General features: G+C 52.2%; 17 protein-coding genes. 9 read left to right on the forward strand and 8 right to left on the reverse strand.

Annotation, left to right across the window (positions count from 1 at the left end):
* Positions 1 to 79 precede the first annotated feature (79 nt).
* From acnA to NXS13_RS00560, 5 genes are all read left to right on the forward strand, one after another.
* Positions 80 to 2,854: an aconitate hydratase AcnA gene (gene acnA / locus NXS13_RS00540; RefSeq protein ID WP_259289224.1), complete on the forward strand. Its 2,775-nt coding sequence runs from the start codon at positions 80 to 82 to the stop codon at positions 2,852 to 2,854.
* A 115-nt stretch (positions 2,855 to 2,969) separates the two neighbouring features.
* Positions 2,970 to 3,539 (forward strand): TetR/AcrR family transcriptional regulator, encoded by a 570-nt coding sequence (locus NXS13_RS00545; protein ID WP_259076874.1) that lies wholly within the window; start codon positions 2,970 to 2,972, stop codon positions 3,537 to 3,539.
* Positions 3,540 to 3,557: 18 nt separating this feature from the next.
* Positions 3,558 to 4,295: a glutamine amidotransferase-related protein gene (locus NXS13_RS00550; RefSeq protein WP_259157781.1), complete on the forward strand. Its 738-nt coding sequence runs from the start codon at positions 3,558 to 3,560 to the stop codon at positions 4,293 to 4,295.
* Between the two features lie 68 nt (positions 4,296 to 4,363).
* Complete coding sequence (locus tag NXS13_RS00555; RefSeq protein ID WP_259076869.1) at positions 4,364 to 4,633, forward strand: ACT domain-containing protein; 270 nt, start codon at positions 4,364 to 4,366, stop codon at positions 4,631 to 4,633.
* Positions 4,634 to 4,645: 12 nt separating this feature from the next.
* A complete protein-coding gene (locus NXS13_RS00560) occupies positions 4,646 to 6,010 on the forward strand; it encodes a PFL family protein (protein WP_259076858.1) in 1,365 nt (454 codons plus the stop codon).
* A 254-nt stretch (positions 6,011 to 6,264) separates the two neighbouring features.
* Here the strand turns inward: NXS13_RS00560 and NXS13_RS00565 are convergent, their stop codons facing one another.
* The 8 genes from NXS13_RS00565 to NXS13_RS00600 all read right to left on the reverse strand — a co-directional run bounded on the left by NXS13_RS00565 (position 6,265) and on the right by NXS13_RS00600 (position 14,280).
* Positions 6,265 to 7,896 (reverse strand): ABC-F family ATP-binding cassette domain-containing protein, encoded by a 1,632-nt coding sequence (locus NXS13_RS00565; protein ID WP_259076856.1) that lies wholly within the window; start codon positions 7,894 to 7,896, stop codon positions 6,265 to 6,267.
* Between the two features lie 61 nt (positions 7,897 to 7,957).
* A complete protein-coding gene (locus NXS13_RS00570; RefSeq protein ID WP_259076854.1) occupies positions 7,958 to 8,368 on the reverse strand; it encodes a metal-sulfur cluster assembly factor in 411 nt (136 codons plus the stop codon).
* Positions 8,369 to 8,384: 16 nt separating this feature from the next.
* A complete protein-coding gene (gene sufU, locus NXS13_RS00575) occupies positions 8,385 to 8,831 on the reverse strand; it encodes a Fe-S cluster assembly sulfur transfer protein SufU (RefSeq protein ID WP_259157780.1) in 447 nt (148 codons plus the stop codon).
* 17 nt (positions 8,832 to 8,848) lie between these two features.
* Positions 8,849 to 10,108, reverse strand: coding sequence for a cysteine desulfurase (locus NXS13_RS00580; RefSeq protein ID WP_259076848.1), 1,260 nt, complete (start codon positions 10,106 to 10,108; stop codon positions 8,849 to 8,851).
* Positions 10,109 to 10,143: 35 nt separating this feature from the next.
* Positions 10,144 to 10,902, reverse strand: a complete 759-nt coding sequence (sufC, locus tag NXS13_RS00585; RefSeq protein WP_259289225.1) for a Fe-S cluster assembly ATPase SufC — start codon at positions 10,900 to 10,902, stop codon at positions 10,144 to 10,146.
* Between the two features lie 27 nt (positions 10,903 to 10,929).
* Entirely contained in the window at positions 10,930 to 12,123 is a 1,194-nt protein-coding gene (sufD, locus tag NXS13_RS00590) for a Fe-S cluster assembly protein SufD (protein WP_259076843.1), read from the reverse strand.
* 5 nt (positions 12,124 to 12,128) lie between these two features.
* Positions 12,129 to 13,574 (reverse strand): Fe-S cluster assembly protein SufB, encoded by a 1,446-nt coding sequence (gene sufB, locus NXS13_RS00595; RefSeq protein ID WP_259076835.1) that lies wholly within the window; start codon positions 13,572 to 13,574, stop codon positions 12,129 to 12,131.
* A 25-nt stretch (positions 13,575 to 13,599) separates the two neighbouring features.
* On the reverse strand, positions 13,600 to 14,280 hold the full coding sequence (locus tag NXS13_RS00600; RefSeq protein WP_259157779.1) for a metalloregulator ArsR/SmtB family transcription factor: 681 nt from the start codon (positions 14,278 to 14,280) through the stop codon (positions 13,600 to 13,602).
* Between the two features lie 352 nt (positions 14,281 to 14,632).
* On the opposite strand from NXS13_RS00600, the gene mptB reads away from it, so the two are divergent.
* From mptB to NXS13_RS00620, 4 genes are all read left to right on the forward strand, one after another.
* A complete protein-coding gene (mptB, locus tag NXS13_RS00605) occupies positions 14,633 to 16,366 on the forward strand; it encodes a polyprenol phosphomannose-dependent alpha 1,6 mannosyltransferase MptB (protein ID WP_396124701.1) in 1,734 nt (577 codons plus the stop codon).
* Positions 16,367 to 16,378: 12 nt separating this feature from the next.
* A complete protein-coding gene (locus tag NXS13_RS00610; RefSeq protein WP_259289284.1) occupies positions 16,379 to 17,299 on the forward strand; it encodes an ABC transporter ATP-binding protein in 921 nt (306 codons plus the stop codon).
* 13 nt (positions 17,300 to 17,312) lie between these two features.
* A complete protein-coding gene (locus tag NXS13_RS00615) occupies positions 17,313 to 18,095 on the forward strand; it encodes an ABC transporter permease (RefSeq protein WP_259289226.1) in 783 nt (260 codons plus the stop codon).
* 99 nt (positions 18,096 to 18,194) lie between these two features.
* The gene (locus NXS13_RS00620; protein ID WP_259077101.1) at positions 18,195 to 19,145 is read left to right on the forward strand and encodes a heme A synthase; all 951 of its coding nucleotides are present in this window, start codon (positions 18,195 to 18,197) and stop codon (positions 19,143 to 19,145) included.
* Positions 19,146 to 19,871 lie beyond the last annotated feature (726 nt).

Genomic DNA, 19,871 nt, shown 5'->3' on the forward strand with positions numbered 1-19,871 from the left:
CCAGCCGAAAAAGCCTCAAGTGTCGCACCTGATACTAAGATATTCGAAACCCAATCCCTATCAACCCTGGAGCTATATAGTGACCGTTAGCAAAGACTCTTTTCATGCCCGCAAGGCTCTCGCAGTAGGTGAAAAAACCTATGATTTTTACTCTCTCGACTCCGTGCCTGGTTTGGACAAGCTGCCCTACTCACTCAAAGTGCTTGCGGAAAACTTGCTCCGGCACGAGGACGGCGCCAATATTAAGGCTGAACATATTCAGGCTCTCGCCAACTGGGACCCTCAGGCGGAACCTAGCGTAGAGATTCAATTCACTCCCGCTCGTGTACTCATGCAGGATTTCACGGGCGTTCCCTGTGTGGTCGACCTTGCCACCATGCGCGAGGCGGTCAAGACTCTCGGGGGCGATCCCGATAAGGTAAATCCGCTCAATCCCGCCGAAATGGTCATCGACCACTCGGTTATTGTCGAAGCTTTCGGTTCCAACGACGCGTTGCAAAAAAATGTTGACATTGAATACGAGCGCAATGAGGAGCGCTACCAGTTCCTACGCTGGGGTGCCGAGAATTTCTCCAATTTCCGTGTTGTTCCACCAGGAACAGGGATTGTGCACCAAGTTAATATTGAATACCTTGCCCGCGTCGTTTTTGACAATAATAACGTCGCCTATCCCGATACCTGTATCGGCACAGATTCGCATACCACCATGGAAAATGGTCTGGGCATTCTTGGCTGGGGCGTCGGCGGTATTGAAGCCGAAGCCGCTATGCTCGGACAACCAGTCTCCATGCTCATTCCAAAGGTTGTAGGCTTCAAACTCACCGGAGAGATCCCAGCAGGAGTAACCGCTACCGACGTAGTTCTCACCATCACCGAGATGTTGCGCGAGCACGGAGTTGTGCAGAAATTCGTAGAATTTTATGGGAACGGGGTCAAATCTATCCCGCTGGCTAACCGCGCAACTATTGGCAATATGTCGCCAGAGTTTGGCTCCACGTGCGCAATTTTTCCTATCGACGAAGAGACCACCAAATACCTGCATCTAACAGGCCGCTCCGAAGAGCAGGTAGCCCTCGTCGAAGCCTATGCAAAAGCTCAAGGGATGTGGCTTGAAAAAGACGCCCCGGAAGCCCTCTATTCCGAGTACCTCGAGCTAGATTTGAGTACCGTAGTACCTTCACTCGCCGGTCCGAAACGCCCTCAGGACCGAATTCTGCTATCTGACTCAAAGCAACAGTTCCGCGCAGACCTACCGACCTATACTGCCGATACCGACACCCTCGAGCCGGTCCGCCTTGAGGGCGCGTTCGAGCGCACTGCTAATTCCTCTCGTTCCGGCAACGGAGAGAGCGCCGCTTTAGCGAATACAGGTCGCCCATCTCGACCCGTGGTTGTTACCTCACCAAATGGCGGCGAGTTCACTGTTGACCACGGCATGGTCGCTATCGCCTCCATCACGTCGTGCACCAATACCTCAAACCCATCAGTGATGATCGGGGCCGGCCTCATCGCCCGTAAAGCGGCAGCCAAGGGGCTCAAAGCAAAACCATGGGTAAAGACCATCTGCGCTCCTGGATCCCAGGTTGTAGACGGTTATTACCAGCTAGCAGATCTCTGGAAGGACCTCGAGGCCTTAGGATTTTATCTATCCGGTTTTGGGTGTACCACCTGCATTGGAAATTCGGGCCCCCTACCGGAAGAGATTTCAGCTGCAATTAACGAATACGATTTGGCTGCCACAGCTGTCTTGTCTGGAAACCGCAACTTCGAGGGCCGCATCTCTCCTGACGTGAAGATGAACTATCTGACGTCCCCGATCATGGTTATTGCCTATGCTATCGCTGGCACGATGGACTTTGATTTCGAGACCCAACCTCTTGGAGTCGATCAGGACGGAGCCGAGGTATTCCTCAAAGATATCTGGCCCTCTACCGAAGAGATCGAGGAGACGATCGCGCAATCGATCAGCCGCGAACTTTACGAAGCAGATTATGCAGACGTTTTCAAGGGGGACAAGCAGTGGCAAGCACTCGATATCCCCACTGGGACCACCTTCGAGTGGGACGACGACTCCACCTATATTCGCAAGGCTCCATATTTCGACAATATGACTGTAGAGCCTGAACCTGTTACTGATATTGCAGGCGCCCGCGTCCTAGCTAAACTTGGCGACTCAGTGACCACAGATCACATCTCCCCTGCTTCTTCAATCAAGCCAGGCACTCCCGCAGCCCAGTACTTGGACGAGCACGGTGTCGCCCGAGAGGACTATAATTCCCTCGGATCACGCCGTGGAAACCATGAGGTCATGATGCGCGGAACCTTTGCCAATATCCGCCTCCAGAATCAGCTCGTCGACATCGCGGGTGGCTACACCCTCGACTTCACACAGGACGGTAACCCTCAAGCGTTTATCTTCGATGCTTGCCAAAATTATAAGGCTCAAGATATTCCTCTGGTTGTGCTCGGAGGCAAAGAATACGGAACCGGGTCGTCGCGAGACTGGGCTGCTAAAGGTACTAGTCTTCTTGGCGTAAAAGCCGTGATCACAGAATCTTTCGAAAGGATTCATCGCTCCAATTTGATCGGAATGGGCGTGATCCCCCTGCAGTTCCCGGAGGGTGAGTCGCACGAGAGTCTCGGTCTGACTGGTCACGAAATTTTTGACATTGAGGGAATCGCAGCCATGAATTCGGGGGTTACCCCTGATACCGTCAAGGTCACAGCCCGCTTAGATGGCAAGGTTGTCGCAGAATTCGACGCGATCGTACGCATCGACACTCCAGGGGAGCTCGCATACTACCTCAACGGCGGCATCTTGCAGTACGTGCTTCGCAATATGGCTAAGTCATAGGAGTCAGTTCGCTGTGGGATTGAGGACGATCCCAATCCTGAGGGAAGCCAGATGGCTTCCCTCAGCCTCCCATAAATTTCGAGCTTTAACGCACTGAAAAATAAAGGACTTCGCGATGCCTATTGTGTCCGATAGCGAACTCATCTCGCGACGCCAAGATATCCTCGATGGCGCCAGGCGCTGCTTTGCCGAATACGGCTACGAGGGGGCCACCGTGCGTCGATTGGAGCGATCAATTGGCAAATCACGTGGAGCGATCTTCCATCATTTTAAGGATAAGGAAAACCTCTTCCTCGCTCTTGCTCGCGAAGATGCCGAACGGATGGCGGAGGTTGTAAGCAAAGACGGATTAGTCGAGGTGATGCGCAGTATTTTGGAGAATCCCAAAGACTATTCGTGGTTATCCACGCGGCTCGAAATTTCAACTATGCTACGCACTGACTCTAGTTTTCGGCAACGGTGGATTGAACACCAACGCACTCTAGACGATGCCCTGCGCGAGCGGCTGCGCCTCAACCTGGAAAAGGGCGGCTTGCGTACTGACGTGAGCTTGGAGGTTTTACATACATATTTGGAAACGGTATTCGATGGGCTCATAACGAGGCTATCGTCAGGAGCCGACACCACCGACCTGCAAGCTATCCTACAAATTGTAGAAGGTAGTGTACGAAGTAGTTCTTCATAACCTACAATAAGACTTCTTATGGCTGATTTTCTTTTTGTATCCTTGCGCCAAGGTAAAAGTGGACACCCAGTCGCCTTATCCGAGTTTGCTGACTTTCGGCGGGCGAGCAACCTGGGAGCCTCTGACATCGACCATATAATTTTAGAATCCGAGCGCGACACAATTGGGGACACCTCGCAGTACGCAGGCATAATAGTCGGGGGAAGTCCTCTCCACGTCTATCCTGAACCGTATTCTGTATACCAACAACACGTGCACCGTCAGCTCGATATGCTGATCTATGGCGATAAACCTGTCTTTTTAATATGCTTTGGCGCTGGCTACTTGGCGCACGCCACTGGTGGAACTGTCGCCCGTAAGCACCCCGAAGAAACCGGTATTACCGTTGTTGTCCCCGCCTCTCAAACCGACCCCATCATGCAAGGCCTGCCAGCGAGATTCCAGGCGCTTACCGGCCATACGGAAGCCATCGAGACTGTCGGCCCAGAGGTTGAGGTGCTAGCTTCTGGACCTAGTTGCCCGTACCAGCTGATCCGTTTCCGCGACCACGTTTGGGCCTCCCAGTTTCACGGAGAGATGGACTACGAAGGGGTCAGGGCTCGCATGAGCTTCTATATGCACAGTGGGTATTTTGATCCACAGGATTTTGACAAGATTCTCCAGTCTGTCGAAAACTTTGACCCACGCTGGGCGAGACACGTCCTGTGCAATTTTATCGCCCACTCGCGCAGCCTCACCGCTACAGGCCCCCGTTAATTGTGCTACCCAACGCCGGGTTCTTCTGGGGTCGATGAATATTCTCAAAACCCTGTAACATACTCCCTATGTTTGCCATTATGACCGTTACCGGTATAGATCATACGGGGATTATTGCCGCAGTATCGACAGCCCTAGCTGAACTCAATGTAAATATTCACAATGTGTCGCAGACACTCATGGAAGACTACTTCACCATGATTCTTCATGTTGCCTTCGATGAAGACTCCATTGATCTCAAAATGATTCAAGAACGCATGGAAGCGATTGAAAAGCGGGAAAAGCTGGTTATCAGAATCCAATCGCAGGCCATCTTCGATGCTATGAATCTCATTTAAAGAAAGATCGAGATGACTATTCAACATTCTTCCGATGCTGTACTAGAAACAATCGCCATGATCGAGCAGTACCGGCTCGATATCCGCACGGTAACCATGGGAATTTCACTGCTCGACTGCGTGCGCGGATCCATGCAAGAAACCTGCGATGCTGTTTATGAAAAAATAACAACCCAAGCAGCACACTTGGTAGAGACCTGCGTAGGTATCGAGCGCGAACTTGGTATCCCGATAGTTAACAAACGTATCTCTGTCACCCCCATTGCTCTGATTGCTCAAGCCCACAAAGAATCTCCCCTGCCACTGGCCCATGCACTCGATCGCTCAGCCAAGACGGTAGGTGTGGATTTTGTAGGTGGTTATTCAGCCCTTGTAGAAAAAGGCATGACCGCTGGGGATCGGCGCCTAATCGAGTCCATCCCACAAGCGCTCACAGAAACCGATCTGGTGTGTTCGAGTGTAAATATCGCCTCATCGCGTGCCGGGATCAATATGGATGCGGTGGCCTTGATGGGCAGAGTTATCAAAGAGGCAGCGGAGCTGACCAAAGAGCGCTCCGCTATCGCCTGCGCCAAGCTCGTAGTCTTTGCCAATGCTGTGGGGGATAACCCCTTTATGGCTGGCGCTTTCCATGGTGTCGAAGAACCAGATTGCGTGGTCTCCGTAGGTGTATCCGGCCCTGGCGTGGTTAATCGGGCTCTGGGAGATCTCAAGGGCGCTAGCCTTAACGACGTGGCTGAAGCCATTAAAAAGGCTGCATTCAAGATTACTCGTACGGGTCAGCTAGTAGGTACCATGGCAGCGCAGCGGCTTGGTATCCCGTTCGGAATCGTCGATCTGTCCTTAGCCCCTACCGCTGAGATCGGCGATTCTGTGGCTCTCATCATGGAAAATATGGGGCTGGATCAGGTGGGGACTCACGGCACAACAGCTGCGCTTGCTCTACTCAATGACGCTGTAAAAAAAGGCGGTATGATGGCGTGCTCACGCGTTGGAGGGCTGTCCGGCTCCTTTATCCCAGTATCTGAAGATAAGGGCATGATTGACGCAGTTCGGGCCGGGAATATCAGTATCGATAAATTAGAGGCGATGACCTCAATCTGTTCGGTAGGTCTCGATATGGTGGCGATCCCGGGCGAAACTTCAGCATCTCTCATTTCTGGGATGATTGCAGATGAATCAGCTATCGGCGTGATGAACCACAAAACCACCGCTGTGCGCGTTATACCGGTCCCTGGGACCAAGCCTGGCGACGAAGTTAATTTCGGCGGGCTGCTAGGCTATGCGCCCGTTATTCCAGTGTCTCAAGTAGATAACTCTCAGTTTATTTCACGTGGCGGTTTTATTCCCGCCCCGCTGCACGGACTAAGAAACTAAACGATCGTTCTCACCGTCTCGCAATGAACCTCCTTCTTATCATGGGAGGTTCATTTTTTTAGGCCACGGCTGAGAAAAAGTATGGGTCCGATGATGTCGATGAGCGTAATAAAAAACCAGCGTCTTTTTGATCCGCGGATTCTGTCATGCGGAGTGTAATAGAGAAAGTGCCATGCTGTGAGGGCAGCACATAGATCTATTCCAAGGAGCGCCAAGAGTTTCTTCGACATCTCACCATAGTACGTGATGGTTGGTTAAGATAGCTCCACGATCTCCATATATTCGTCGCTCCACAGATCTTCATCGCCATCAGGGAGGACGATAACGCGCTCTGGATTGAGTGCTCGCACAGCGCCTGGATCGTGAGTCACCAACACCACAGCACCCTCGTAGGTGGCCAGGGCGTCGAGAACCTGTTCGCGGGAGATCGGATCTAAGTTATTCGTCGGTTCATCGAGTAGAAGTACATTAGCCCGAGAGGAAACGAGGCTAGCTAGCGCAAGACGGGTTTTTTCACCGCCCGAAAGGGTCCCGGCTGGCTGGTCTAGTTGCTCCCCGGAGAACATGAATGCTCCTAGTAGTCCACGCAAATCCTGCTCCCCTGCTTCGGGGCAAGCGGCGATGGTGTTTTCCCACACCGTTTGATCCGGATCGATGGTGTCGTGTTCTTGGGCAAAGTAGCCAATTTTCAGGCCGTGGCCAGTGACTACTCCCCCCTCACCATCGGTACGTTCTACCCCCGCAAGTAACTTCAACAGCGTGGTCTTGCCAGCGCCGTTGAAACCCAGAACGACCACCCGGCTCCCTTTGTCAACTGCGAGATCGACTCCAGAGAATACTTCGAGCGAGCCGTACATCTTGGTCAGACCACGACCATTGAGAGGAGTTTTTCCACAGGGAGCTGGAGCCGGAAATTTGATATGGGCCACGCGGTCGCCTGCTCTAATCTCATCGGTTTGTGCGACCATCTTCTCCGCCCTTGCCAACATCTGCTTTGCAGCGGCTGCTTTAGTGGCTTTGGCACCCAGGCGAGCTGCCTGGTCCTTGAGTGCGGACGCTTTTTTCTCAGCATTTGCGCGCTCGCGGCGGCGCCTAGCTTCATCAGTAGCACGAGCGTCGATATACTTCTTATAGCCCATATTATAAATATCAGCTTCTGCTCGAACGGCGTCGAGAAACCAGATCTTATTACATACGGCCTCGAGGAGTTCCACATCGTGGCTAATCATAATCAAACCACCCTCGTGCTTTGAGAGAAAGCCACGCAACCATAGGATCGAATCAGCATCAAGGTGGTTTGTCGGCTCATCGAGAAGAAGGGTGGTCTCGGATTTACCGCTTCCAGCCGAAGCTGCGAACAGTATCTGGGCAAGCTCTACACGTCTGCGTTGCCCTCCGGATAGGGTTTTAAGGGATTGATCGAGAATCCGCGCCTCTAGGCCCAGATTATCGCAGATGCGTGCGCACTCTGCGTTGGCTTCGTAGCCTCCGAGGGCATGGTAACGTTCCTCTAATTTTGTATACTGCCTAATTGCTTTGTCGCGTTTAGCATCACTGCCAGCGGTTTCCATAATCGACTGTTGCTTGGCCATATTGCGATTAATAGCATCGAGGCCACGAGCGCTGAGCACCCGCTCACGTGCGGTCTGCTCAATATTTCCCTCACGTGAGTCTTGAGGTAGATAACCAATAGTGCCTGACCTGACTACGGATCCTCCATAGGGTTCGGTTTCTCCCGCTAGGATTCGCATAGTGGTGGTTTTACCCGCCCCGTTACGGCCTACTAGGCCAATTCTATCGCCTGGCTGGACTCGTAAATGCTGCCGCGTGGCGTCAAGCAGGGTGCGCGCACCCACTCGGACTTCAAAGTCATTGGTCACAATCACAAAGCGCCATCCTAGCACCCGAGAGCAAAGGGAGAAATTCCTCCCTTGGGGAAAGCCTGGACTACACCGAGAATCCTAGCGCACGCAGTTGCTCCCGGCCTTCCTCAGTGATCATATGCGGACCCCATGGAGGATTCCACACCCAATTGAGCTGCAGTTTTTCAATTCCGCCGTTACCGACTACCGCACTCTGCGCTTGGTCTTCGAGAACATCGGTCAGCGGGCAGGCTGGTGACGTGAGCGTCATATTGATATGGGCTTCATTCTCATTTTCGATCCAGATATCATAAACCAAACCTAAATCCACCACGTTGATGCCTAACTCGGGATCGATAACGTCGCGCATATACTCTTCGATGTCGAATGCTTTGGCTTCATCCGCCTCGCTTTGTTCGGGGATGATATGAGTGCGGTCAATGATTCCGGTATGTGGGTCGGCGTGCGGTGGTTCTACATCGTGGTTATCGGTCATTATTAGTCACTTTCCGTTAATTATTACGATCGAGAGATTCGCTCAAGGCCGCTTCGAAGGCTTTCCATCCCAGAAGTGCGCATTTTACCCGAGCGGGGTATTGGGAGACTCCTGCGAAGGCCACACCGTCACCGATCATGTCGTCGTCGCCCTCATAGGTGCCTCGCGAGGTAATCATTTTCTCAAATTCGGCTATTTTCGCGCGCGCTTGCTCGACTGTTAATCCCATCAATTCCTCCGCCATTACTGAGGTGGAAGCTTGGGAAATTGAACATCCTTCCGCTTGGTACGAAATATCTTTTACTTCGCCGTTGGATCCAAGAGCAAGCCGAAGAGTCAGTTCGTCCCCGCACGAGGGATTTACATGGTGAACCTCGGCATCATGGCCTTCGCGCAACCCAGAGAACTTTGGGTTCTTGTAATGATCAAGGATAACTTCTTGATACATGGATTCCATATTCATTGTGGCTTCCTTTTTTCCTAGCGCGTCCCGAAAAAGTTCTGAGCTGTAGCGATAGCCCCAACTAACGCGTCTATATCTGCCTTGTCATTATAAAGGTAGAAGGAGGCGCGTGCCGTGGACTGCATCTGCAGCTTTCGATGTGCTGGCCATGCGCAGTGGTGTCCAACTCTGATGCACACACCCTGATCATCGAGAATTTGCCCTAAGTCATGGGGATGAATTCCCTCGACATCGAAACTAATGACCGAGCCACGGTTGTCAGCCTTAGTGGGGCCGGCGATTTCTAACCCTGGGATGGAGGATAATTGCTCCAAACCATAGCGGGTGAGCTCTTGCTCATGGTGATGAATTGCTTCCATCCCAATAGCGTTGAGAAAGTCACACGCCGCACCTAGTCCCACTACCTGTGAGGCCATTTGCGTACCTGCTTCAAAGCGCTGCGGGGCCGGCGCATAGGTGGAATGATCCATGTGCACGACCTCGATCATGGAACCCCCAGTTAGAAATGGCGGCAACTGGTTGAGCAGCTCACTTTTACCATATAGTGCTCCGACTCCCGTAGGACCAAGCATCTTATGGCCGGAAAAGGCCGCAAAATCAACGTCGAGCTCCACCACGTCAACTGGCATATGCGGAACTGATTGACACGCATCGAGAACGATGAGTGCACCTACCGCTCTAGCCTTGCTGACCAGGGCGGGAATATCAGAAATAGCGCCTGTCACATTTGACTGATGGGTACAGGCAACGACCTTTACTGAGTCATCGAATCGCAAGGAGTCGAGATCGATACGACCCGTTTCATCCATGTCGAGCCAGGCGAGCGTGGCCCCCGTACGGCGACAGAGTTCTTGCCATGGCACGAGGTTGGCATGATGCTCCAGCTCGGTGACTACTACGGTGTCGCCGGCACCAACGGCCCACTCCCCTGCGCGGGGATCCCCAAGGGTATAGGCAAGGAGGTTGAGTGCTTCGGTCGCGTTTTTAGTAAATACCAATTCGTTTGGCTGCGCCCCTATAAATTGCGCGATACGCCCGCGTGCACCCTCATAGGCGTCGGTAGCTTCTTCAGCAAGCTGATAGGCTCCGCGGTGTACTGGGGCGTTCGTGTAGAGGACAAACTCCTCCTCCGCGCGCCACACCGGCAACGGGCGCTGCGAGGTTGCCCCAGAATCGAGGTAAACCAGGCGGTGTCCGCCTCGAACAGATCGGGAAAATACGGGGAATTCCTGGCGGATACGCTCGATATCAAGGGTGCCCGACGGTGTATGAAACATAAGTTCCTCGCTACTTTTTCAATATTGGGGAAAGGTTAGTTGAGGAACTGATCGTATCCATTAGCTTCCAGCTCATCTGCTAATTCAGCACCACCAGACTTTACAATTTTGCCGTCGGCAAAAACGTGCACGAACTGCGGGTTAACGTAGGTGAGGATGCGCTTATAGTGCGTGATCATGAGGATACCGCCATCGTTGTCCTGCTGGTAGCGGTTAATACCATCGGAAACAACTCGCAATGCGTCAACATCGAGGCCTGAGTCTGTCTCGTCCATAATGGCGAATTTGGGCTTGAGCAAACCTAACTGAAGAACCTCATGGCGCTTTTTTTCACCTCCAGAGAATCCGTCATTGACACTGCGTTCGCTAAAGCTTTTATCGATGAGCAAATTCTCTTGCTCAGTTTTTACCTCATTGATCCATGTCCGTAGCTTTGGCGCTTCACCGCGAACAGCTGTGGCGGCGGTTCGCAGGAAATTTGCCATGGAAACCCCGGGAATTTCGGTTGGGTACTGCATCGCCACAAACATCCCGGCGCGAGCACGCTCATCGACGTCCATATCCAAGATATTGACGCCATCGAGGAGAACCTCCCCCTGGGTGACGTGGTAGCGCGGATGCCCCGCTATGGTATAGGAAAGTGTGGATTTACCGGAGCCGTTGGGGCCCATAATAGCGTGCGTTTCACCAGATTTGATGGTGAGATTTACTCCTTTGAGGATCTCTTTCGGCCCAGCGTTTTCATCTGTGGGGATGACTTGGGCATGGAGATCTCGGATTTCAAGGGTGCTCATTAATATTCCTTATGAGTTAAGAGGGGTTTAAGATGTGGCTTTTTTAAGCGTGCGCAGGGTTTCTAGCTCTTGCAGAATTCTGTTTTCGAGGTCCTCACGAATGGGATCAAACGGAATTTTTCCGATCACTTCAGAGAAGAAGCCTCGCACGATGAGCCGTCGAGCTTCATCCGCCGGTATTCCCCGGGATCGTAGGTAAAACTCCTGCTCATCATCAAATCGTCCGACTGTAGCTGCATGACCTGCGCCTTGAATTTCACCAGTTTCGATTTCCAGGTTTGGCACAGAGTCGGCTCGTCCACCTTCCGTAAGAACAAGATTCCGGTTCGCTTCGTACGTGCTGGTTCCTTGTGCGTTCGGGCGGATGAGGACGTCGCCTACCCATGCGGTGTGGGCCTCAGCCCTCTTCTCTGCTGAATGGGATTGCAAGGCCCCTTTGTACAACACATTTGACGTGCAGTTCGGCTGCGCGTGATCGACGAGAAGTCGCTGCTCAAAAAATTGTCCAGAGTCCGCAAAGTAGACGCCCAATAACTCGGCGTCCCCGCCAGGAGCGGTGAATCGGACGCGAGGTACAATGCGCACGAGATCTCCACCGAACAGGGCAGCATAATGGCGTAGGGTGGCATCGCGACCAACTACAGCCATCTGCGAACCGCAGTGGACAGCATCGTCATCCCATGAGTCGTCGACGATAACATTCAATTTCGCATTGTCGCCTACAATGAATTCGATATTGTCAGCGTGTACTCCGGACCCTTTATAGCGAAGATTAATGGTGGCTTCTGCCGCTTCGCCTACCTCGATGACCACATGACTAAACGTGGTCACGTCATGGCCAGCACCGGTAATAGTGATGGAGATGGGTTCTGGATTTATCGCCGCGTCTGCAATCTGAACCACGGTGGCATGAGAGGTCGAGGTAAAAGCTTGGGCGCTTATTCGATCGATAGGTTTACCCGCGCGTCCAATCAAGGGCGAATCCATGGTGACCTTCTCGACCTCCACGTGTGTTGCCGTTTCAGGAACCGCAATGTCGATGAGGGTGTCCGTTACGGGTGCGAAGCTCCCGTCGTGAAGCCCTTTGAGGCGACGCAGCGGAACGAACCGCCACACCTCGTCCTTTCCCCGTGGGATTTCGAATTCGTTAACATCCGTGGAAGAGAATATGTCGCCCTTGTTACCATGGACGGTTGAATTTTTTTCTGTAGTACTAGCCATGTGGGTTAGCCCACCGATCCTTCCATTTGCAATTCGATGAGACGGTTGAGTTCGAGGGCGTATTCCATGGGCAATTCCTTGGCAATAGGCTCGACGAATCCGCGCACAATCATAGCCATAGCCTCGTCCTCAGCAATACCTCGAGACATAAGGTAGAAGAGCTGTTCCTGGGATACCTGAGAGACAGTCGCTTCATGACCTAGCGAGACATGGTCATTGCGAATATCGTTATAAGGATAGGTATCCGAACGTGAGATATTGTCGACGAGCAGGGCGTCGCATTCAACATTCGATGTTGAATGGTTGGCATTAGCATTAATGCGTACAAGCCCACGATACGCTGCTCGGCCGCCTCCTCGAGCTACCGATTTCGAGACGATATTCGACGATGTATGAGGTGCCATGTGGACCATTTTCGCGCCAGTGTCTTGGAATTGGCCTTCACCGGCAAAAGCTACGGAAAGGACTTCTCCTTTAGCGTAGGGACCGGTCATCCACACCGCTGGGTATTTCATGGTGACCTTGGAGCCGATATTGCCATCGACCCACTCCATCGACGCACCTTCCTCACACTTGGTGCGTTTGGTCACAAGATTGTAGACGTTATTAGACCAGTTTTGGATGGTGGTATAGCGGCACCGCCCGCCCTTCTTCACAATAATTTCCACCACAGCTGAGTGTAGGGAGTCAGATTTGTAGATCGGAGCGGTACAACCTTCGACATAGTGCACGTAAGCATCCTCGTCAACGATAATTAGAGTGCGCTCGAATTGGCCCATATTCTCAGTGTTGATGCGGAAATAGGCCTGCAGAGGAATATCAACGTGCACTCCTTTAGGCACATAGATAAAAGAACCACCTGACCATACGGCAGTATTCAATGCTGAGAACTTATTGTCGCCAGCTGGAATGACCGTTCCAAAGTACTCGCGGAATAACTCCTCGTGCTCCTTAAGTGCGGTGTCAGTATCGACGAATATGACCCCGAGTTTTTCTAAATCTTCTCGAATCTGGTGATACACCACTTCAGATTCATACTGTGCAGCTACTCCTGCTACGAGGCGTTGTTTTTCAGCCTCGGGGATACCTAGACGGTCGTAGGTATTGCGGATATCTTCGGGAAGCTCTTCCCAGCTCGTGGCTTGGCTCTCAGTGGAGCGCACGAAGTATTTGATGTTGTCAAAATCGATTCCACTTAGGTCCGCACCCCAGGTGGGCATAGGCTTCTTGCCAAAAAGATCGAGAGCTTTGAGTCGCTGTTCCAGCATCCACGCTGGTTCCTGTTTCTTGTCAGAGATATCGCGGACCACATCCTCATTCAGGCCGCGTCGCGCCTGTTGTCCTGCATCATCACGATCATGCCAGCCGTAGTTATAAGGACCAATGGACTCGATGATCTCATCGTCTGTAGGGGGTTGGAGAGTGTGGGGGTTTACGGGTGCTTGGGTCATTGAATACGTTCCTCTCAAGCAATTACTAGGAGACCGATGTAGATCTATTAACGGGGCGGATGGGTATATTAGTCGTGCAGATACCGTGGCCATCAGCGATTGAGGCGAGTAGTTGAACATGGCGGCCGAGCACTTTCGCTATCACCTCATGCTCGGCCTCGCATAACTCAGGGAAATCGGCGGCCACTTCCGAGATCGGGCAGTGATGCTGACAAATCTGAACGCCTTGTCCGGCATTGTTCATAGAAGCCGCGTAGCCGTGTTGTGTAAAGACGTCCACGAGCTCGCTTACAGCTTCCTCAATCGTGTCGCCTTCACAATTAAAATCTCCGATAAGTTCTAGCGCACGTTTGCGAGCGAAGGCCCTAACAGCCTCCTCCCCGCCGTGTTGCCTTAATGTTTTCAAAGCTGCCACTGCTAGCGAGTCATAATTGTGGCCAAACTGTGCTCGACCTCTGTCGGTTAGGCTAAATGCCCTGGCGGGTCGCCCCCGAGTGGATCGTTGATGCGCGGAAACCGATGTTATTTCCGCGAGGCCTTCCCCGACCAATATATCGAGATGGCGGCGAATTCCTGCAGTAGAAAGGTTCAAATGTTCGGCTAATTCGGAGGCGGTAATGCGATTATGCTTGAGAATTTCGCTCATGATGGCATGACGCGTTTCACCATCAGTTGAGCGCGATTCTCCGCGATTGATGTGGCCCATCGCTTCACCTCCTTGTACTGCCCTAATATCGCCCTAATATCGTTATGGAGCTGACCGTCTAGATTTCTTTAGACAACACTAGTGTTACCTAAATGGCGGCACTGTTACAACCCCGAAAAGTGCCTATCGCTCTCACCTCTAGTATTTAGGGCACCCTATCAACGGTTTTGCTACTCAAACAGGGTGAGGGTGGTCGTTTTTTCTCAGACTCCTCTCAGTGCGTTCCACGGTTGCGAAACACTTGCGATGCGAGGTTTCAGCTTGAGCCTAAGTCCGTTACTGCAAAAGATTGAGTTAAGCTGAGTGAGTGAGCAAGAATGCACCCTTGTGGTGGAACCGAGCCCTCCGCACCGTGCTGCGTATTCAATCAATTCCACCCTCTCTACAGACGGAAAGCGGTGAACGCTATCACGATACCTCCCTGCTGGTAAAGGCCACCAGCGGCGTCGATCTCATCAAGACTCTCCGCGATGGCAGCGTAACCCTGATCGGCGATTCTACCGAGGCGGAAATGGAACCCACAGTCAGGGATCGTATCCACACCCCACTCACGGCCATTGATCTCGAACGTTTCGCCTTCACCAGATGGATGGGCACACTAGGATCCCTACTCCTTAGCCTAGGGGCCCTGGGAGCAGGAGCCCTGCCCGTAGTGAACTCACCTTATACTGTCTTTCCTGGTGGCACTCTCATGGCTAGAATGCTCCAAGCATCAACAGTGCTGTGCTTTGTTGGCATAGCTCTCTTAGTCCTAGCGTGGCTATTTATGGCGCCGTTTGCCGGGGTAGCCTTGAAAGAGGCTCATACGCGTATGGGTCTTATTAGCATGTCGATGACCAGGCGTACTTTCGTGGCTTGGAGCTTACCGCTGATCGCAAGCGCACCTATGTTTACTCAAGATATTTACTCATACTTAGCCAACGGTGCGATTGTAGTGATGGGTCTCGATCCATATAGCGCGGGACCTGTAGATCTCCTCGGGACTGACAACGATCTGGCCCGTTCGGTACCGTTCATCTGGGCCCATTCCCCCTCCCCTTACGGGCCCGTAGCATTAGGAATCGCTGCCTTGATCTCATTCCTCACCAATGACTCCATCGTGCTTGGGGTTCTTGCTCACCGCATCATCTCTCTCCTTGGGGTTGCTCTAGCCGGATGGGCTCTTACTCACCTAGCAAAACGCTGCGGTGTTCTCCCGCAGGCCGCATTATGGCTAGGGATACTCAACCCGCTCACTATCCTCCACCTCATTGGTGGCATCCATAACGAGTCGATCCTGCTCGGTTTACTCATGGCAGGCATTGAAGTCGGCTTACGCGGAGTGGATTACATGGAACGCTCGGGCTCGAGGCGAGCAGTCATTTTGCTAGCAACCAGTGGCCTTCTCATTAGTCTCGCAGGAATGGTTAAAGTTACCGGCTTTATCGGACTCGGTTTCATCGGAATGGCTATTGCTAGAGTCATTCACCTGCGCGGCCGCAGCACACCCTCAGCTTGGCTGATCGCTGTTGCGCTGCAGACCTTTTGCATGATCGCTGCTATCCTCACCGTCACGTGGGTCAGTGGGATCGGCTCAGGGTGGATCACTGGCCAAGGCGGGGCCATAGCCGTACGCAGCTGGATGTCTATATCAACTGCCCTCGGAGTAATCTTCGGATTCGTGGGGAAATTTCTCTACTTAGGTGATCACACCGAAGCTATCCTCATCATCACCCGACTGTCGGGGTTGGCGGTTGCAGGTTTTGCTATGGTGCGGTTACTCCTGCGCACCTATCAGGGCGCCATTCACCCTGTGGGTGCGCTTGGGATATCAACTCTAGTAATGGTGGCGTTCTTTCCCGTCGTACACCCGTGGTATATGCTGTGGGCGATTCTACCCTTGGCCGCGTGGGCTAATAGGGAGGTTTTTAGAGCCGCAGTCATTGCGTATACGCTCTTACTGAGCTTTTTCGTTCTTCCGCGGGGGTTATCACTGCCTCCAGAAACGGTACTTTCGATTTATACCGCCTCAGTCGTTGGATTGGTAGTAATTATCAGCCTCATGTACGTTTCCTACCGGAGAAATTTCAAACGTCGCATAGACTAGGGTGTTGTGAAGATGACTCCCACCAAAACCCCTGCTCTCAGGGTCTCAAGATTGAGCAAGGTTTTCGGAGATATACAGGCGCTTAAAGATGTTAGTTTCAGCGTTCCCGAGGGAAAAGTTCTGGCTCTCCTAGGCCCCAATGGTGCTGGTAAGACGACGCTGATTGATATCTGCGAAGGTTTTCAGAAGCCGACGCACGGCGCTGTCAGCGTTTGCGGTATCGATCCGGTTACCAGGCCTCAGGATGTGCGCGCAATTATTGGCATTATGTTGCAGGAATCTGGATCTTATTCGGGCATTAGGGTCGAAGAAATGCTGAAGTTGTCGGCGTCCTATAATGCTAATCCCCTTGATCCCGATTGGCTGATTGAATTGCTGGGCTTGGGTAATGTCAGGTCAACGACCTATCGGCGACTTTCCGGAGGGCAAAAGCAGAGACTAGCTTTAGCTCTCGCCCTGATTTCGCGCCCGAAGGTGGTCTTTCTCGATGAACCCACAGCCGGATTGGACGCACAATCTCGTGTTCTAGTCTGGAGATTAATAAGGCAACTACGCGCCGACGGGGTTACGGTCATCTTAACCACGCATTTAATGGACGAAGCCCAGGCTTTAGCTGACGAGGTGGTCATTATCGATCAGGGAAGCGTGGTCGCAGCCGGTAGTCCTAGCGAACTGCGTAAAGAAGCCTCTCCGGGCTTAAAATTCGAAACGGATCGAGACCTTGACATAACCGCTGCGCCGTGGGCGGCCTTGGGCGTTGAAGCGATTCGCCCCTTGGTGTACTCGATACCAACTGAACCCACCCCAGCCTTGATTTCTCAGCTTGCCCGATTGGCTGCCGAACAAAACGCCCTAATTATTTCATTGTCGACCGAGGCCCGAAGTCTCGAGGATATTTTCCTTGAGATCACTGGACGCGCTTTAAGAAGTTAGAAAGAGCTATTCTATGACTATTTCTCAACCGCAGCCTGGTCATATCCCCCCAGGTATCTTTAGCCCACAACCACAGCGGGCCTCTGTGATGCATATGCTGAAGTCCCAGGGAAAAATTGAAGCCTTGTTATTTTTGCGTCATGGAGAGCAATTTCTGCTGAGCTTTGTCATCCCGATTGGCATCATCATTGCAGCATATTTTCTCCCTCAGCTCGATACGTATAGCCCCCATTCCCCGATTTTCCCTACGGTTCTTGCTATCGCAGCGATGAGCTCGGGCTTTTCAGGTCAAGCAATTTCTCTAGCTTTCGATCGTCGCTATGGGGCGTTGAAAAGGGCGGGCGCCTCGGGTGTACCTGCCTCCACAATTATTCTGGGAAAAGTAGTAGGACTGCTTGTAGTCTCCAGTTTGCAGGTAGCGTGCCTTACCCTGGTTGCACTTATAACCGGGTGGAGGACGACCTTCGGCTTCGGGGTCATTGGTGTGGTCATCTTTTTTGTCGGGGTTGCCTGTTTTACTGCCTTGGGAATGTTCCTTGGTGGAACTCTCTCCTCTGAAATGGTGCTGGGTTTAGCAAACCTTATATGGGTGCTTTTGGTGGGGGCGGCTAGCTACCTGACCTTCAACGTCGAGTCCATCCACCCGCTGTACCACATTATTCCTTCCGTAGCTCTGGCTGATGGAATTGGTTCAGCATTTGCCGGTCAGTTTCCAGGTTTCGCTGTGCTCAGCTTGATAGTATGGACAATCCTGGGCATCGCTGCATCGATCCGTTTCTTCTCTTTCACAGATTAGTCGAGTACTATTCATAAGATATTTCTCACAGATTCATCGGTTAGGTGTTAATAACTTTCAGCGCCTTGCGTTGCGGGGTAAAATAATCGCGTGTCTAGCATGCAAGAATCTATCCAGCGCCGAGCAAAATTCCTTATCCCATATCAGCGGCGATTAGTACTATTTGTGCTGCTTGCCCAGGCAGGTATTACTGTGACTGGCTCCATTGTCCGGGTGACAGGATCAGGCCTCGGGTGTAATACATGGCCTTTATGCCACGAGGGCTCCCTCGTGCCAGTTCCGGGGGCTGCACCGTGGATTCACCAAGCAATCGAGTTTGGCAATAGGCTCCTCACTTTTGTTCTCATCGGCATAGTCATCGCTGCCTTTATTTCTATTGTGGCTGCTCATCGACGCAAAGAACTCGTGATACACGGAATTGTCCAGGGAATCGGTGTCATCATTCAAGCTGTTCTCGGCGGAATCTCGGTTCTGCTAGATCTTCAGTGGTGGTCCGTCGCCATTCACTTCCTGCCGTCCATGCTCCTCGTCTGGTTAGCTGCCATCTTCTATATTCGAGTGGGGGAACCCGATGCTGGTATCCCCCACCGCACCTACGATCAATCACTGCGCTACCTCGTATCCTTCGCAGCTGGGTTGCTAGTTCTCGTGCTCGCTACTGGAACCATGGTGACAGGAGCCGGGCCTCACGCTGGTGACTCCGAAGCAGGAATGCAGGGGCGTCTTGAGGTCGACATTGCATGGATGGCCCATATTCACGCGTGGACAATGTATTTATTGCTCGCAGTGGTCACACTTATCGCCGCATCGTTAGCTTTTCAACGCGTTCCAACCAAAACCAAGACAACGACCCTGTGGCTTATCGCTACAATAGTGCTCCAGGCACTCATTGGAGTCATACAATACCGCTTAGGGGTGCCTCGCTGGACGGTGCCTGTCCATATCGGCTTCAGCTCTGTCGTCGTGGCGCTCCTCGGCTTCCTCTATGCCCAAGGCTGGAGCCGTCACCCAGAAGACACCTCGCCTGAACAGGAATATCATCAACTCTGATTTTTAACCCCCTAGCAGATCCTAGGGGGTTCGTTGTATCACGATTGGGACGATTCCTCGCGATCACTGGTGAAATTCACTGATCAAATGCATATGACTAACCCAGGAAAAGATCTCATCGATGCATATCGTGCAGATATTAATAGATCGTGACCTCAGATCAGCCCTGAGCAGTAATTGCGCTCCGCTTGGGGTTGATCAGGATGTGTTCGAGCTAAGAGAGATAGCCAGCTTCGCTAGGAATTAAGGCAGTGACTACAGTCGACGGTCTATTAGTTGACCACGAGTTTATATTCAGTTACGAATAATTCCCCCATAAAAGACCTGCAGGGTCAAGCTAACTCAATAGACGATAGGCAGTGCAATATCAGCCGAAACCTAAAACCACAGGGACGAGAAGAAAATGTTAATCGCGCACACGTCATATCGTTGTGTTCGGCTTTTATGACCATGCCGCCAGGTCGTATAAAACTTGGGGCATAGCGTGTTCATTAAATTCAGCGGCATCGGCTTCCTGGTGTGCGGTGATAACTAAAGCGGCACAGCCTATATGACCCCACAGTCACGGATCGAGATTTCATGCAGCAGACAAATTTCTCAATACTAACGCGTGTGCTGTGGCCAGCAATCCGCTACGAACAACCACGATACTTCCCAGTTCAACGGGCTAATTGCTAGCTCAAACCGTCTCTATCCACTGATATATCTAGGTTTTTCCCTGCCTCG

This window comes from Corynebacterium sp. ES2730-CONJ (assembly GCF_024834055.1).
Lineage (GTDB): Bacteria > Actinomycetota > Actinomycetes > Mycobacteriales > Mycobacteriaceae > Corynebacterium.

Coding starts and splice junctions, on each gene's coding strand:
- NXS13_RS00545 (WP_259076874.1), top strand. CDS start 2,970: ATGCCTATTGTGTCCGATAGCGAACTCATCTCGCGACGCCAAGATATC.
- NXS13_RS00550 (WP_259157781.1), top strand. CDS start 3,558: ATGGCTGATTTTCTTTTTGTATCCTTGCGCCAAGGTAAAAGTGGACAC.
- NXS13_RS00555 (WP_259076869.1), top strand. CDS start 4,364: ATGTTTGCCATTATGACCGTTACCGGTATAGATCATACGGGGATTATT.
- NXS13_RS00560 (WP_259076858.1), top strand. CDS start 4,646: ATGACTATTCAACATTCTTCCGATGCTGTACTAGAAACAATCGCCATG.
- NXS13_RS00570 (WP_259076854.1), bottom strand. CDS start 8,368: ATGACCGATAACCACGATGTAGAACCACCGCACGCCGACCCACATACC.
- sufU (WP_259157780.1), bottom strand. CDS start 8,831: ATGAATATGGAATCCATGTATCAAGAAGTTATCCTTGATCATTACAAG.
- NXS13_RS00580 (WP_259076848.1), bottom strand. CDS start 10,108: ATGTTTCATACACCGTCGGGCACCCTTGATATCGAGCGTATCCGCCAG.
- sufC (WP_259289225.1), bottom strand. CDS start 10,902: ATGAGCACCCTTGAAATCCGAGATCTCCATGCCCAAGTCATCCCCACA.
- sufD (WP_259076843.1), bottom strand. CDS start 12,123: ATGGCTAGTACTACAGAAAAAAATTCAACCGTCCATGGTAACAAGGGC.
- sufB (WP_259076835.1), bottom strand. CDS start 13,574: ATGACCCAAGCACCCGTAAACCCCCACACTCTCCAACCCCCTACAGAC.
- NXS13_RS00600 (WP_259157779.1), bottom strand. CDS start 14,280: ATGGGCCACATCAATCGCGGAGAATCGCGCTCAACTGATGGTGAAACG.
- NXS13_RS00610 (WP_259289284.1), top strand. CDS start 16,379: ATGACTCCCACCAAAACCCCTGCTCTCAGGGTCTCAAGATTGAGCAAG.
- NXS13_RS00615 (WP_259289226.1), top strand. CDS start 17,313: ATGACTATTTCTCAACCGCAGCCTGGTCATATCCCCCCAGGTATCTTT.
- NXS13_RS00620 (WP_259077101.1), top strand. CDS start 18,195: ATGCAAGAATCTATCCAGCGCCGAGCAAAATTCCTTATCCCATATCAG.